The 14605-nt window shown below is 40.6% G+C and carries 14 protein-coding genes; 13 read left to right on the top strand and 1 reads right to left on the bottom strand.

Annotated elements, in window-relative coordinates; all coding sequences use genetic code 11:
* The first annotated feature begins 11 nt into the window (after positions 1 to 11).
* From IGK61_RS06680 to IGK61_RS06720, 9 genes are all read left to right on the top strand, one after another.
* The gene (locus IGK61_RS06680; RefSeq protein WP_074535684.1) at positions 12 to 920 is read left to right on the top strand and encodes a diacylglycerol/lipid kinase family protein; all 909 of its coding nucleotides are present in this window, start codon (positions 12 to 14) and stop codon (positions 918 to 920) included.
* A 96-nt stretch (positions 921 to 1016) separates the two neighbouring features.
* Positions 1017 to 1550: a GNAT family N-acetyltransferase gene (locus tag IGK61_RS06685; protein WP_005225759.1), complete on the top strand. Its 534-nt coding sequence runs from the start codon at positions 1017 to 1019 to the stop codon at positions 1548 to 1550.
* Positions 1551 to 1780: 230 nt separating this feature from the next.
* A complete protein-coding gene (locus tag IGK61_RS06690) occupies positions 1781 to 4555 on the top strand; it encodes a sigma-54-dependent transcriptional regulator (protein ID WP_074535756.1) in 2775 nt (924 codons plus the stop codon).
* Between the two features lie 229 nt (positions 4556 to 4784).
* Complete coding sequence (locus tag IGK61_RS06695; protein ID WP_026008065.1) at positions 4785 to 5279, top strand: PTS system mannose/fructose/N-acetylgalactosamine-transporter subunit IIB; 495 nt, start codon at positions 4785 to 4787, stop codon at positions 5277 to 5279.
* Between the two features lie 69 nt (positions 5280 to 5348).
* Positions 5349 to 6341 (top strand): mannose/fructose/sorbose PTS transporter subunit IIA, encoded by a 993-nt coding sequence (locus IGK61_RS06700; protein WP_005225763.1) that lies wholly within the window; start codon positions 5349 to 5351, stop codon positions 6339 to 6341.
* Between the two features lie 30 nt (positions 6342 to 6371).
* A complete protein-coding gene (locus IGK61_RS06705; protein ID WP_438844775.1) occupies positions 6372 to 7175 on the top strand; it encodes a PTS mannose/fructose/sorbose transporter subunit IIC in 804 nt (267 codons plus the stop codon).
* A gap of 20 nt (positions 7176 to 7195) precedes the next feature.
* Positions 7196 to 8107: a PTS system mannose/fructose/sorbose family transporter subunit IID gene (locus tag IGK61_RS06710; RefSeq protein ID WP_005225765.1), complete on the top strand. Its 912-nt coding sequence runs from the start codon at positions 7196 to 7198 to the stop codon at positions 8105 to 8107.
* A gap of 114 nt (positions 8108 to 8221) precedes the next feature.
* The gene (locus IGK61_RS06715) at positions 8222 to 8587 is read left to right on the top strand and encodes a DUF956 family protein (protein WP_005225766.1); all 366 of its coding nucleotides are present in this window, start codon (positions 8222 to 8224) and stop codon (positions 8585 to 8587) included.
* A 74-nt stretch (positions 8588 to 8661) separates the two neighbouring features.
* Positions 8662 to 8901 (top strand): GlsB/YeaQ/YmgE family stress response membrane protein, encoded by a 240-nt coding sequence (locus IGK61_RS06720; RefSeq protein ID WP_005225767.1) that lies wholly within the window; start codon positions 8662 to 8664, stop codon positions 8899 to 8901.
* A 147-nt stretch (positions 8902 to 9048) separates the two neighbouring features.
* Here IGK61_RS06720 and IGK61_RS06725 read toward each other — a convergent pair whose 3' ends face one another.
* The gene (locus IGK61_RS06725) at positions 9049 to 10992 is read right to left on the bottom strand and encodes a BglG family transcription antiterminator (RefSeq protein WP_081343870.1); all 1944 of its coding nucleotides are present in this window, start codon (positions 10990 to 10992) and stop codon (positions 9049 to 9051) included.
* A gap of 186 nt (positions 10993 to 11178) precedes the next feature.
* Between IGK61_RS06725 and IGK61_RS06730 the strand changes: the two genes are divergently transcribed.
* The 4 genes from IGK61_RS06730 to IGK61_RS06745 are packed head-to-tail and all read left to right on the top strand — an operon-like array spanning position 11179 to position 14601.
* Positions 11179 to 11502: a PTS sugar transporter subunit IIB gene (locus tag IGK61_RS06730; RefSeq protein WP_074535685.1), complete on the top strand. Its 324-nt coding sequence runs from the start codon at positions 11179 to 11181 to the stop codon at positions 11500 to 11502.
* 58 nt (positions 11503 to 11560) lie between these two features.
* Positions 11561 to 12808 carry a PTS sugar transporter subunit IIC gene (locus IGK61_RS06735; protein WP_074535686.1) on the top strand — a complete coding sequence of 416 codons (1248 nt, stop codon included), beginning with the start codon at positions 11561 to 11563 and terminating at the stop codon, positions 12806 to 12808.
* A gap of 21 nt (positions 12809 to 12829) precedes the next feature.
* On the top strand, positions 12830 to 13168 hold the full coding sequence (locus IGK61_RS06740; RefSeq protein ID WP_074535687.1) for a PTS lactose/cellobiose transporter subunit IIA: 339 nt from the start codon (positions 12830 to 12832) through the stop codon (positions 13166 to 13168).
* Complete coding sequence (locus tag IGK61_RS06745; RefSeq protein WP_074535688.1) at positions 13165 to 14601, top strand: glycoside hydrolase family 1 protein; 1437 nt, start codon at positions 13165 to 13167, stop codon at positions 14599 to 14601. Before IGK61_RS06740 ends, IGK61_RS06745 begins: the two co-directional genes overlap by 4 nt.
* Positions 14602 to 14605: the final 4 nt, after the last annotated feature.

The following is a 14605-nucleotide window of genomic DNA, read 5'->3' on the forward strand; positions in this document are numbered from 1 at the left end:
GAGGCTGTTTTATGAAAGCATTATTGATCGTCAATCCAAGCTCTGGTGGGGAAAAGGCCCAGGAATATGAGCAGCTGGCAGAAGAAAAGTTGCGGGAAGCTTTTTCAGAAATCGTGGTCAAACATACCGAAAAAGAAGGAGATGCCACACGTTTTGCCTCTGAAGCGGCAGCAGAATTTGACAGTGTCTTTGCAATGGGCGGTGATGGTACCGTCAATGAAGCGGTCAATGGCTTAGCCCCTCATGACAAACGACCAAATTTTGGTTTCTTCCCGCTGGGAACAGTAAATGATTTAGCCAGAGCATTAGCGATTCCACTAGATCCTAAGGAAGCTATCGAATCATTTGCAGTGGATCACACCCGCAAAATCGATATTGGGCAGGTCAATCAAGACTATTTTACCAATGTGGTGGCGATTGGTATGATTCCAGCGGCGATCAACAATGTGGAAGTTGAAGAAAAAACCAAGCTGGGAAAAATGGCCTATTTTGTTTCTGGTCTACGGGAAGTGCGGAAAAATGAAAGTCATCCGTTTGAAGTGACCGCCGAAAATAATGGCGAAAAAACGACAATCGAGGTTGAAAGCAGTACGATGATCGTTGGTTCATCCAATACGATCGGCGGTTTCGAATCTCTTTTGCCTAAAGCGAGTACCGATGACGGCAAATTACATCTGATCTACTTAAAGGATACGAATCTTTGGGAAACTGTCAAAAGTGTGCCTGAGCTTCTCAAAGGAGTTACGGAATCAAATGATGTTCTTGGTTATCAAACTTTTGATAAAGCTGCGATTCGTTTGACGAATGGGGCAACGATCGAAACGAATGTCGATGGTGATCCAGGGCCGGAATTGCCAATCACAGTAGCGGTACTGCCACAGCATCTTACCGTGTATTGCGGAGCTGAAAAAGCCCGCTAAATCATTTATCACTAGGAAACGATCCGTCAAAAGCGGATTGTTTTTTTTGTTCAGAAAGAGTATACTGGGAAAAAATTTACTGAAAGAAGGGATTCTATGACGATACGTTCTGCCACGATTGCAGATGCCCAAGCCTTGACAGCGATCTATGCTTATTATGTAGAAAATACACCGATTACCTTTGAAACGGAGGTGCCATCGGTTCAAGAATTCGCGGAACGCATCGCCAAGACCTTGAAACGCTACCCGTATCTCGTTGCAGAAGAGGCTGGTGAAATCGTCGGTTATGCCTATGCGTCAGCTTATAAAGAACGGGCTGCGTACGATTGGACCGTTGAAGTAACCGTTTATTTAGCACCGGATGCCAAAGCAAAAGGGCTCGGCACCGCTCTTTATCAAGCGCTTGAAGAAAAATTAAAAGCGCAAAACGTGGTCAATCTGACTGCATGCATTACAGGAGGCAATCAACAAAGCGAGGCTTTTCATGAGAAGCTTGGGTATCGGAAAGTTGCTGATTTTGCGCAGGTCGGCTATAAGTTCAATCAATGGCACGATGTGATTTGGATGCAAAAAGAACTGCAATGGTTTCCTGAGAAGGTACCAGCGTTCATTCCCAATGAAAAAGCCTAACGCATCCTGACTTTTGAATATCTTTTTTTGGCAAAATGCTTTATGCTGAGAGTAGCATGTGATAGGACGTTCTATTGCTCTTTCGAACAAAGTATTTTGCTTTTTCTGTGCGGAAAAAAAGTTGCTTTTTTATAGAAAAATGAGTAAAGTATTCAAGTGGAAAAAACAAGGAGGCGAAGCTGTTGGGCAAGCGAATCGAACGGATTTATCAATATATCGTCGAAAATACGATGAGCGGCTTAGGGGAAAAGAAAGGGTTGTCTACTTCAGAAGTTGCCGATCATTTAGCCATTCAGCGCAGTAATGCCAGTAAGGATTTAAATAAGCTTGTCAAAGAAGGGCGCGTCGAAAAAAGCGACTCGCGGCCTGTTCGCTACTGGGCGGCAGGGGTCGATCCCAGCAGTAGGGAAAAGTATGTGCCAAGCTACAAAGAAAGTCGCCCGCAAAGAGAAAAAGCCTTCCCTCAACGGGTACAAGGAAAACCCTCTGACCGAGATATTTTTGCGACGATCATCGGTGCCAACGGAAGTATGAAAAATGCCGTTGAGCAGGCGAAAGCAGCGATCTTGTATCCGCCAAAAGGGCTAAACTGCTTGATCACAGGGCCTACTGGTTCTGGGAAAACCTACTTTGCCCATGCAATGTTTCAGTTTGCCAAAAGCAATCAAGTAATTGCCGATGACAAAGAATTGATCGTCTTTAACTGTGCAGACTATGCAAATAACCCAGAGCTTTTGATGAGCCATTTGTTTGGTTATGTACGGGGGGCCTTTACGGGTGCCGATCAAGAGAAGATCGGTATTATTGATCAAGCGGATGAGAGTATGTTGTTTCTCGATGAGATCCATCGATTACCGCCAGAAGGGCAAGAAATGATTTTTTACTTTATGGACCATGGAACGTTTAGTCGTTTAGGGGAAACGGGCAAAAATCATCAAGCGAATGTCCGAATCGTTGGAGCGACTACCGAAGACCCCAACTCAACGCTATTAGATACCTTTACCCGACGCATTCCTATCAATATTCAACTGCCCTTCTTTGAGAAACGACCCGCATCAGAAAAAGTCGATCTCGTTCGGGTGTTAGTCGGGCAAGAGGCGTCCCGTATTCAGCGGACGATCACCTTGACAGAAGATGTAGTCAAAGCGTTGATCGGCAGTGTCAGTTTTGGGAATATCGGTCAATTGAAATCCAATGTCCAGCTCGTCTGTGCTCGGGGCTTTTTGAATCATATGCAACAAGATGAGATTGAGATCGATTTGATCGATTTGCCAGAAGGAATTCGTTCGGGATTGATCGTTTTGGGGAATCGCCGCAATGAGCTGGCGGAGCTTTCTAAAATCCTTGAACCGAAGATCAGCATTCAACCGAATCAAAACTTAAACAATATTCAATCAGATTCCTATGAATTGCCTTACAATCTCTACGACATCATCGGGGATAAAGCAGCCTTATTAAAAGCAGATGGTTTGGATCAAGAAGCAATCAATCATTTTATTTCAACCGATATCAATGTTCATTTGAAATCTTTTTATAAAGATCACGGCTTCTCTTTTAATTCTGTCAATAAACTAAGTGAATTTGTCGATCAGAAAGTGATCAGTGTAACAAATCAAATTTATGAGATGGTTCGGAAACGGTTAAATTACGATTTCCAGCAAAACTTTATTTACGCGATGAGTTTGCATATCAGTTCTTTTTTGAAAAAGATCCATTTGGGAGAAGAACGGCAAACCAACGACAACATTCGTCAAATGGTGGCGGATTACCCCCAAGAGTTCGAAGTTGCCAAAGAAGTCCGCGACTTCATCGGCGACAGCTTTCACGTGGCGATTCCTGAAAGTGAATCCTATTACTTGGCAGTTCTATTGGTTTCACTGCGTACGACACATTCCTCTGGGAAAATTGGTGTCGTTGTGGCAGCTCACGGCAACAGTACGGCTAGTAGTATGGTACAAGTAGTCAAGCAGCTGTTGGAAGTCGATCAAGTGACAGCGGTGGACATGCCATTAGATATGCCACCGGCTGTGGCGTTGAAAAAAATCGTGGATAGTGTACGAGCAGTCAATGACGGCAGTGGGGTGATCCTCTTAGTCGATATGGGGTCCTTAGCGACCTTTAATAATGAAATCCAGCGAGAAACGGGTGTGGCTGTTCGAACAGTCGATATGGTGACTACCTCCATCGTCCTTGAGACGGTCCGTAAAGCATCAGTGATCGGCACAGACCTCGATCAGCTCTATGATTCATTACGGAAGTTCCGCGGATACGGAGCGGTCACTGTGGAAGAACCAGTGACACAAAACCACCACCCTAAAGCGATTCTAGCGGTCTGCGCTTCGGGAAAAGGGACAGCGGAGCGCATCAAAGAATTGATCCAAAGCTCATTGTCAAAACGCCAAAATCAAAATGTTGACGTAGTGACCTTATCGGTGGCGGATCTGAGAACGGACTTGGATCAGATTCAACAGCGCTACCGGCTGATTGCTGCAACGGGGATCATTGATCCGCATATCGATGCACCGTTTATTTCATTAGAACGTTTTATCGACCAAGATGTTGATCTTTTGTTGGATGATATCTTATTGGAAAACGATTTGAGTTTTGAAGATGAAGTGCAGCTAGATGATCGGCAGGCAAAGGAAATCTGTGTTCGGTATTTAGAGGAAAACTTTACCTATATCAATGCGAAAAAAGTGGTAGAGCCGTTGTGGAAATTTGGCGAAGAGATCATTCACGATTTGGATTTGGTAGGGGCGCAGCAAGGCTTTCAGATCAATTTTGTGATGCATGGCGCAGGTATGCTAGAGCGGATCTTACTGCGGCAGCCATTGACTGTTTCTGAAATTGATTTAGCAGCGATGGAGGAGAATCCTCTTTACGGCCAATTGCATGTGCATGTCCAATCGTTTTCGCGCTTGATGAATATCGAAGTGCCTAAGACAGAAGAGTATTACCTGCTGGAGCTGATCAAAAACCATCACGAAAAAGAAATGTATTTTTAAATCCTGCAAATAATACAGATACACTAAAAAAGATACAGTATTTTTTAGTGTATCTTTTTTAGTGTATTGTCCGAATGCTGATTCTTAAGGTTTTTTCAAGAATAGTGTATCGAAAAAACTTGGCACGCTTCTTGCTTCTATATAAGTGGATACAGGAGGTGATTGAAAAAAGAACAGATCCTCAATATGAAAAGCGGATCGATGGATGTAGGAGGCTTGCACAATGGGAATGGATATACGTCTTGCCCGAATCGACGATCGGTTGATTCATGGTCAGGTCGCCACAGCTTGGTCGAAAATGACTGGTATCAATCGAATCATCGTGGTCAGTGATGAGGTCGCAAATGACCAATTACGGAAGTTTCTCTTGAAAGAAGCTGCTCCACCAGGAATCAAATCCAATGTGGTGACAGTAGCAAAAATGCTTGAGGTGGCGCATAACACATTATTTAATACGCAAAAAGTCATGTTATTATTTACCAACCCTCAAGATGTCGTGACTCTGGTCAAAGGAGGCATTGACATTCGTTCCGTCAATATCGGCGGCATGAGCTTTTCAATGGGAAAACGGATGATCACTAATTTCGTGTCAGTCAATGATCAAGATCTTGCTTCGCTGCTTTATTTGCAAAATCAAGGCATAGAAGTAGAGATACGCAAAGTTCCAGCTGATCGTAAAATCTTTTTGAAGGATATTTTGGAAAAAGAAGGTAGTCACCCTTAATTTTTTCGATGTTGTTTTTTCTTTCGTATTCGTGTCACATTTTTCAATTTTGATATAGGAGGTAAAAAGATGGTAGGAATTATCCTAGCAAGTCATGGAGAATTTGCTAACGGCATTTTGCAATCTGGTTCAATGATCTTCGGCGAACAAGAAAATGTTAAAGCTGTTACATTGATGCCAAGTGAAGGTCCAGATGACATCAAGGCAAAAATGCAAGAAGCAATTGCTACATTTGACGATCAAGAAGAAGTATTATTCTTAGTTGATCTTTGGGGTGGTACTCCTTTCAACCAAGCAAACAGCTTGTTTGAAGATCACAAAGACAAATGGGCAATCGTTGCTGGTATGAATTTACCAATGGTGATCGAAGCCTATGCTTCACGTTTTTCAATGAACACTGCGCATGAAATCGCTGCGCACATCGTTGAAACAGCTAAAGAAGGGGTTAAGGTCAAACCAGAAGAGCTTGAACCAGAAGAAGCGACAGCACCAAAAGCTGTGCAAGACGATCAACCTAAAGGATCACTTCCTCCGGGAACTGTTCTAGGCGATGGCAAAATCAAAATCGTGCTTGCGCGTGTGGATTCTCGTTTGCTACATGGTCAAGTCGCTACAGCTTGGACAAAATCAGTCAATCCATCTCGGATCATCGTTGTTTCTGATGCAGTGGCAAAAGATGATTTGCGTAAAAAACTGATCGAACAAGCAGCTCCTCCAGGAGTAAAAGCGAACGTCATTCCAGTGGACAAAATGATCGAAGTTTCTAAAGACCCTCGTTTCGGGAATACGAAAGCTTTACTATTATTTGAAAACCCACAAGATGTATTGCGTGCAGTTGAAGGCGGCGTTGACATCACTGAAGTGAACGTTGGTTCAATGGCTCACTCTGTTGGGAAAGTTGTTGTAAGTAAAGTATTGTCGATGGGTACGGACGATGTGAAGACATTTGAAGATCTAAAAGGACGCGGCATCAAATTTGATGTGCGTAAAGTGCCAAATGACTCTCGAGACAACATGGACGAAATCTTACGCAAAGCCAAAAATGAATTGGCGAATAAATAGAAACGTATTCAACTAAATAGGAGGTCTATCATGACTATTATATCTATGGTATTAGTAGTACTCGTTGCCTTTTTAGCTGGTATGGAAGGAATCTTGGATGAATTCCAATTCCATCAACCGCTAGTCGCGTGTACTTTGATCGGTTTAGTGACCGGTAATTTGGAAGCATGTATCATTTTGGGCGGATCATTACAAATGATCGCACTTGGATGGGCAAATATCGGTGCCGCTGTTGCACCTGATGCTGCATTGGCGTCTGTTGCATCTGCAATTATTTTAGTTTTAGGTGGACAAGGAACTGGTGGTGTTGATACAGCGATTGCCGTTGCGATCCCTCTAGCTGTTGCTGGTTTGTTCTTGACAATGATCGTTCGTACATTGGCTGTGCCAATCGTTCACTTTATGGATGCGGCTGCTGAAGAAGGCAACATTCGTAAAATCGAAATGTGGCATGTGATCGCTGTATGTATGCAAGGGGTTCGTATTGCGATTCCTGCAGCTGCATTGTTGGCAATTCCTGCTGCAACTGTTCAAAACTTCTTAGAATCAATGCCTGCATGGTTAACTGATGGTATGGCTATCGGTGGTGGTATGGTCGTTGCCGTTGGTTATGCAATGGTTATCAACATGATGGCAACTCGCGAAGTATGGCCATTCTTCATTATCGGTTTCGTTATCGCAGCTATTTCTCAATTGACATTGATCGCTATCGGTGCTTTGGCAGTAGCAATCGCATTGATCTACTTGAACCTAACTAAAATGGGCGGATCATCAAATGGAGGCGGCGGCAGCAACACTGGCGACCCTCTAGGCGATATCTTGAATGACTATTAGAATCGAAGGAGGAGAAAAAAATGGCAGAAAAAATTCAATTAAATAAAAAAGATCGTTTAGCCGTAGCATGGCGCTCTACCTTCATTCAAGGTTCATGGAACTATGAACGTATGCAAAATGGTGGTTGGGCATTCTCAATGATTCCAGCAATCAAAAAATTATACAAAACAAAAGAAGACCGTGCCGCTGCATTGAAGCGTCACTTAGAATTCTTTAACACTCACCCATATATCGCATCGCCAATCTTAGGGGTAACTTTAGCGCTAGAAGAAGAACGTGCCAATGGCGCGCCTGTCGATGACGTAGCGATCCAAGGGGTAAAAGTTGGGATGATGGGTCCTTTAGCCGGTGTCGGTGACCCTGTGTTCTGGTTTACTGTACGTCCGATGTTAGGTGCTCTAGGTGCTTCTCTTGCTTTAGCTGGAAACATCTTAGGTCCAATCATCTTCTTCGTTGCATGGAACATCATCCGTTGGGCATTTATGTGGTACACACAAGAATTCGGCTACCGTGCTGGTTCAAAAATCACTGATGACCTTTCAGGCGGATTGTTGCAAGATGTAACAAAAGGTGCTTCAATTTTAGGGATGTTCGTATTAGGGTCACTCGTTCAGCGTTGGGTATCGATCTCATTTGCGCCAGTTGTCTCAAGCGTACCGCTTGATGAAGGTGCTTATGTCGATTGGGCGAACTTGCCTTCTGGCTCTGCTGGTTTGCAACAAGCCTTCCAACAAGTTGCTGAAGGCCGTGCGTTGACTGATACAAAAGTAACAACATTGCAAAACAACTTGGATCAATTGATTCCTGGTCTAGCTGCACTATTGCTTACTTTATTATGTATGTGGTTATTGAAGAAAAAAGTTTCTCCAATCATCATTATTATCGGTCTATTCTTAGTCGGTATCGGTGGACACTTGATCGGATTGTTATAATCTTTTCAACGAAAGGTGCTTGGGGCAACCCAAGTACCTTTTTATTTATTCGCCAAACCTGCTGCAAAGACGTATAATAAGATAATAAGACGATATAGAATGGAGTAAGCGCAAATGGTACAATCTCTTAATACAAAAGTGGATTTGACGATCGATGCTACGTCTTTTTTAGGGATCAATGAGTACGGCAAAATCATGATCGGCGATAAAGCCTTTGAGTTTTACAATGACCGTGACAAACGCAAGTTTATTCAGATCCCATGGGAAGATGTCGACTATGTGATCGCTTCGGTCATGTTCAAAGGACGTTGGATACCACGCTATGCGATCCGCACCAAAAAGAATGGCACGTATACCTTCTCCTCAAAAGAACCAAAAAAAGTCTTGCGAGCGATTCGTGAATACGTCGATCCAGACCATATGGTGCATTCATTAGGCTTTTTTGATGTATTAAAACGAGCCTTCACTCGCAGAAAATAACAAGAGAGCATATATTTTTCCAATTGATTCTCAATATGGTACCCTTTTTATAAGAAAGTTTAGGAGGGGTTAGTATGCACTTTTTATGGACATTGATCGTTGGAGCGGTCATCGGTTCAATCGGTGGTGCCATTGCAGGCGAAAAACGCGGTTGTATTTTTGATATCGTTGCAGGACTTGTAGGCGCATCGATTGGTCAAGGACTTTTTGGCACTTGGGGACCGCAAGTAGCAGGAATGGCTATCGTGCCAGCGATTATCGGCGCGGTCATTTTCGTGGCAGTCGTATCGTTCTTTTTGGGACGTAAAAGATAATCTAGTAAAACGGAGTAAAAATGATCTAAATATACTCCAAATTGCATGAAAGACTAAACCTGATTTCAACCAGTCATACATTGGTATGTCTGCTGCTTGAAATCAGTTTTTTTTGTTGTCCAAATTTTCTTAATTACAGGAGAATGATTATTTGTAAACATCTATGCGACTGTATATTAACTTTTTGAAATCTTCAAATGATTGACAATTACGAACTTCCTGAATTGTAGGCTGGTCGTTAAAAAGCGCAATCAGCGATTCATATAATTCACGAAACGTTTGTTTGTCTGCTTTATTGATCGCAATTAACAAAACTAAATAAACCGTGTGTTTCCCCCAGCGGATTCCTGTCTTGGAAATAGTAACAGCGATACTAGTTTTTATTGCATCCATCTGTACTGAATGAGGAATGGCAATATTTTGAAAAGCAGTCGCAGCAGCTTCTTCTCTTCGATAGACTTGTTTTTCAAAAGCAGGATCGACATATCCCTTTTCTTCCAAACGTCTGCAAAGAAGTGAAAGAACTTGATTTTTGTTTTTCATGCTTGATTTTGCCACAAATAAATCGCTCTCGAAAAACTCGTCAAAATGTTCTCTTAATTTCTGGTTTTTATAATTATTTTGGTTTTTTAGAATGGCTTCTTGAATCAGATCATACTGTTCATGAAGGTTAAATGGAGAGATATGAACGATGGTATCGCTTTTGATCCTGGTGACTGGAATCGTACTGATGATCATATAGTGTCGACAGTCGGATACCTCTGATTTAAGTGATTGCAAAGCTTCCTCAGATTGAATACTGTGGACGATGTTTATTTGGTTGCCAAAATCAAGTAATAACGTATTCAAAAGATTAGTACGCAATGAATGATAATCAGGGCACAGCAAAATAACCGGGATCTTCGATTTGTTTTTATTTTGGCGTTCGATTTCAGCACCGATATGCATAGCGATAAAAGCAGTTTCGTCTTCATTGATAATTACTTCGTAGGATTCCATTAAATCCAAGCTAATATATATAGCCATGTCAAAAATTATCGGGCTATTCAACTTGATATAGTCAGCCATTGGATTGTTGGTGAAACGCTGATTTCTTGATCGAAAAAGCAGTCCTTTGATATGGAGTGAAAACGGTATGGTGAAATCTTCACTTGAAAGATCGATCATATACATTGTGTTGATATCTTGCACATAGCGATTAGTCAAAGAAAGAATTTCCGTTCCAATCAGCTCAGTCACTTCTTGTTTTGTCGTGGACAATGAATAATTGGCGTTTGCTCGAAATAAAATTGACAGTTCTGCTAATTCATAAGGATTTAAATGAATATCAAATTTTTTTTCTATAGAAAGATATAAATCATCCAGTAAGTTTTGTTCTTGTTCAGTTATTGTTGGCAGTAAATATTCATTAGAGCGTAATGGGTTACCTTGATATTTCCGAGTAATCATGATCACAAGATGGAATAGCAGATTTGAGAGAGCAAAATCGTTTAAATAGTAATTATGATTTTTAAAGACATCTTTAATAATACTGTATAAAGCATCGGTATCAAAGTCAGGAAAACAATGTTTAATTTGTGTAATGTCCGTAAAACTGTTGCCTGATTCTTCGCTTATGACATAGCGAATAAGTTTTCGTTTGTCCTTTTCATCGCCAATAATCTGTAAACAATCATTGTTAGATGTAAATTTAACATTGTAGGTTTTGTACATTGTGTTCATTTTTGTCAGTAATGATTTAAGTGTCGAATAGCTGATGCAAAGTGATTCACATAAATCAAATAAATGTAGTTCAGTTGAGGAATGAAAAATTAGCTGCTTAATTATATAAAAGGATCGATCTTCATTGGATTGGGGAATCTGTTGATTAGTTTGCGCTAATAAACTTGGAATAAGCGAATGATTGCTGAGTAGATAACCGTTTCTTGAAGAGATGATAATTTTACTTTCAAAGAGTGTATTTAGTTGAGATACATAATTTTTAATTGATCTTGTTGAAATATTTAGAGCATTTGCTAACTCAATACTGGTTACAATTCGGTTTTCATTGCTGAGGTATTTCAGCAATTCTTGCTGTTTTTCATTAATCATGATGCTCCCGTTCCTTTCTTCATTTAATTCTAACTATAGTTAGAATTGGAAAGCTGCGTCAAGCGTACTTTTGCCCCTTAATGGGAAAATGCTTAGAAGATTCCTTGCCCTTTAAAGTGAAAAAGTTCGGTTGAAGGTCGTAGTACATATTTCCTATAGTGGAGCTATCAAGAAGGAGGAAAAAATATGACTAATTTAAAAATACTTCTATGTTGTGGAGCTGGAATGTCGAGCGGATTTCTTGCTAGTAACGCCCGTAAGACTGCAAAGAAAAGAAAATTATCCTTAAATGTAGAGGCAAGGAGTTATACAGAAGTGAATGATTATTTATCATCTATTGACATTTTGATGATTGGCCCGCATTACGCAAGTGAATTATCAAAATATGAAGCATTGGCATCCCCCTACAATGTTCCTGTTGTGGTAATCCCGCAAGATGTATACGCGCAGTTAAATGGAGAAAAACTTCTGGATATTGCTCTTCATAAAATCAATGAGCGCAAGAGTTGATCGTTTCTAAAAGGCAAAATATCTGTTTTTACTGAAACTAAAAAAGGAAGTTATGAATATGAAAAAATTTATGAATTGGCTGACGAATTCGTTTGCCCCAACCATGAACACTTTTTTCTCAAAGCCTTGGCTGGCTGCTCTTTCAAGCAGTATGCAAAAAATCATTCCATTTATTTTAACCGGGTCACTTATCTATTTTTATAATGTGTTTGTATCGTTTTTTCCAGCATTACCTGATCTTTCTCCGATTTTGAATTTTAGCTTTGGACTGATTTCATTAATTGTCGCTTTCATGATGGCAAATCAGTGTATGGAGAAACTTAACCATCCGTTTTATATTACCAATGCGGGCATTACTTCAGTCTGCGTATTATTGATGGCGGTCATTCCACAAGAAGAAAATACAGATAGTTTATCTGCCTTTCTGGGAAACTTGGGACCATCTGGAATTGCTGTTGGGATGGTTATCGGTCTTTTTGTATCGCTCGTGTTCCATTTATGGGCTAAGGTTCGTTTCATGGAAGGGAGCAGTGTACCCGACTTTGTGACTGGTTGGATAAACACCATTGTGCCGAACGTTATTGCTCTAGGAATTACAATGGTTTTGGTGAATGTTCTTCATGTGAATCTCTTTGAAGTGATATTAGCTGCTTTTCAACCAGTTGCCTCAATAGGACAAACCTTACCTGGGTTTATATTAATCTGTTTTGTTCCGGCATTCTTCTATACGATGGGGATTTCAAGTTGGCTTTTTGGTGCAGTTACCACACCAATTTTTCTAGCAGGTATCCAAGAAAACATCGAGGCTGCTGCTGCAGGAGGAGTGGCTCAAAATATTGCAACAAGTGAAGCGGTTTTTACGCTAGCGTTTATCACAATGGGTGGTATGTGTGCAACATTAGGTCTGAATATCTTGATGTGCTTCTCAAAATCCAAGCAGCTGAGAACTTTAGGTCGTGTCTTTCTTGCCCCGTCAATTTTCAATATTAACGAACCAGTTATGTTTGGGGCTCCAGTGGTATTCAATCCGCTGTTGATGCTTCCAGCTTGGATAAACTCTATTGTCGGAGCGTTGTATGTTTGGTTTCTGATGAGCACTGGCTTACTCAACATCCCTTCTAAAATGATCCAAGTCGGACAAGTGCCTGCGCCGATCTCAAGTGTGATGGTAACAGAAGATTTACGAGCTGTGTTGTGGTGGGTACTCTTATTTATTTTATATTTGGTTATCTGGTATCCATTTTTTAAAGCTTATGAAAAAGAAAAGCTCATAGAAGAATCACAAGCAGTAGAACTAGAAATTTAGGGATTGGAGACGAGCAAGTTTATGGAAGAGCAATACGAAAATGAACTAATACCAATAGCTATGCAAATCATTATTCATGCCGGAGATGCTAGAAATCTATTAGTTGATGCAATGAAAATGGCAAAAATATTTGATTTTTCTGCTGCAGAAAAAAAGCTTTTTGAAGCTGAAAAAAAAATCGTGTTAGCACATAAAGCACAAACAGAAGTTATTCAAAAAGAAGCCAACGGACACTATTATGAGATATTTTTGCTGTTTGTTCATGCACAGGACACCTTAATGACAATTAATTCCGAAGTTAAGATGACAAAAGAGATGATTGATATTTTGAGAATAGTTGAAAGAGGGCAAAAAGAATGAAACAATTTCCAAAAAATTTTTTATGGGGCGCAGCCACGAGTGCTTATCAAGTGGAAGGCGCGGCATTGTTAGATGGCAAAAAAGCATCTCAGCAAGATGTGATCAATGAAAAAAGCTTTGAAGAAAAGGGGTTTGCTTCTGCAGAGATCGCGAGTGATCATTATCATCATTACAAAGAAGATGTTGCATTGATGGCAGAAATGGGGTTTTCAACCTACCGATTTTCAATTTCTTGGTCTCGAGTTTTTCCTGATGGTGTTGGCGAAGTAAACGAAAAAGGAATTGAGTTTTATCGAAAATTGATTGATGAGCTTTTAACTTATGGAATAGAACCAATCGTTACACTGTATCACTATGATTTACCATGGGCTCTTTTCGAAAAGTATCAAGGGTGGCTGGATAGACGAATTGTTGCAGATTTTGAATATTATGCGAAGTTTGTTATCAACGAGTTTAAAGATAAAGTTAAGTATTGGACGACTATTAATGAGCAGAGCATTATCGTCCAGTATTGGACACAAAAATGTTATATCCCGAAAGAGCTTCAGTCACAAAATCAGTTGCGTTATCAAATCAACCATCATATGAACCTTGCACATGCGACGGCCTGTAAATTGGTGCATGATTTAGTGCCCGACGGATTAGTAGGAGCTGCTTTAGGGTATGCACCGATTTATCCTCTTACATCTAAACCAGAAGACGTATTGGCTGCTTTAAATGCCCATGACTTAAGAAATGCTTTCTACTTAGATATTTATTTCAAAGGCATTTATACAGAGTCGGCAATGACTTATCTCCAAGAAAATCACTTGGCACCAATTGTTGAGCCAGGGGATATGGACTTAATTAGAGAAGGATATTCAGATTTTCTTGCATTAAACTATTATGCAAGTGAATGTGCAAAAGCTTGTCCTAAGGAGTCAGGGAAAGCAATACGATACAGCGGCGTTAATCTTTCTGGAAAAAAAGGCGAGATTTCTGGTTTTGAAACACATCCTGGTTTTTACGAAATGTGTAAAAATCCCCATCTTGATACAACTGATTGGGATTGGGCGATTGATCCATTTGGATTAGAATATGCGTTCAGAGATATTTATACTCGTTATAATAAACCCTTGATGATTACAGAAAATGGCTTAGGAGCATTCGATGAACTTACTCCAGAAGGAAAAGTGCATGATGAGTACCGCATCTCCTATTTAAGAGACCATGTTAAAGCGATAAAGAGAGCAATGGAAAAAGGGGTTGAGGTCTGGGCTTACTGCCCTTGGTCAGCGTTGGATTTACTGTCCACAAGTAACGGAGTCAAAAAACGTTACGGTTTTATCTATGTTGATCGGACTGATGATGATCCGAAAGATTGCGCTCGTATCAAGAAAGACTCTTTTTATTGGTATCAAAAGGTTATCCAGTCTAATGGAGAAAATTTATGATTGT

The sequence above is a fragment of the Enterococcus sp. AZ063 genome (assembly GCF_051715045.1).
In the GTDB taxonomy this organism is placed as follows: domain Bacteria; phylum Bacillota; class Bacilli; order Lactobacillales; family Enterococcaceae; genus Enterococcus_D; species Enterococcus_D casseliflavus.

Coding starts and splice junctions, on each gene's coding strand:
- IGK61_RS06740 (WP_074535687.1), top strand. CDS start 12,830: ATGGAAGAGCAATACGAAAATGAACTAATACCAATAGCTATGCAAATC.
- IGK61_RS06705 (WP_438844775.1), top strand. CDS start 6,372: ATGACTATTATATCTATGGTATTAGTAGTACTCGTTGCCTTTTTAGCT.
- IGK61_RS06730 (WP_074535685.1), top strand. CDS start 11,179: ATGACTAATTTAAAAATACTTCTATGTTGTGGAGCTGGAATGTCGAGC.
- IGK61_RS06735 (WP_074535686.1), top strand. CDS start 11,561: ATGAAAAAATTTATGAATTGGCTGACGAATTCGTTTGCCCCAACCATG.
- IGK61_RS06725 (WP_081343870.1), bottom strand. CDS start 10,992: ATGATTAATGAAAAACAGCAAGAATTGCTGAAATACCTCAGCAATGAA.
- IGK61_RS06700 (WP_005225763.1), top strand. CDS start 5,349: ATGGTAGGAATTATCCTAGCAAGTCATGGAGAATTTGCTAACGGCATT.
- IGK61_RS06690 (WP_074535756.1), top strand. CDS start 1,781: ATGAGCGGCTTAGGGGAAAAGAAAGGGTTGTCTACTTCAGAAGTTGCC.
- IGK61_RS06715 (WP_005225766.1), top strand. CDS start 8,222: ATGGTACAATCTCTTAATACAAAAGTGGATTTGACGATCGATGCTACG.
- IGK61_RS06685 (WP_005225759.1), top strand. CDS start 1,017: ATGACGATACGTTCTGCCACGATTGCAGATGCCCAAGCCTTGACAGCG.
- IGK61_RS06745 (WP_074535688.1), top strand. CDS start 13,165: ATGAAACAATTTCCAAAAAATTTTTTATGGGGCGCAGCCACGAGTGCT.
- IGK61_RS06720 (WP_005225767.1), top strand. CDS start 8,662: ATGCACTTTTTATGGACATTGATCGTTGGAGCGGTCATCGGTTCAATC.
- IGK61_RS06695 (WP_026008065.1), top strand. CDS start 4,785: ATGGATATACGTCTTGCCCGAATCGACGATCGGTTGATTCATGGTCAG.
- IGK61_RS06710 (WP_005225765.1), top strand. CDS start 7,196: ATGGCAGAAAAAATTCAATTAAATAAAAAAGATCGTTTAGCCGTAGCA.
- IGK61_RS06680 (WP_074535684.1), top strand. CDS start 12: ATGAAAGCATTATTGATCGTCAATCCAAGCTCTGGTGGGGAAAAGGCC.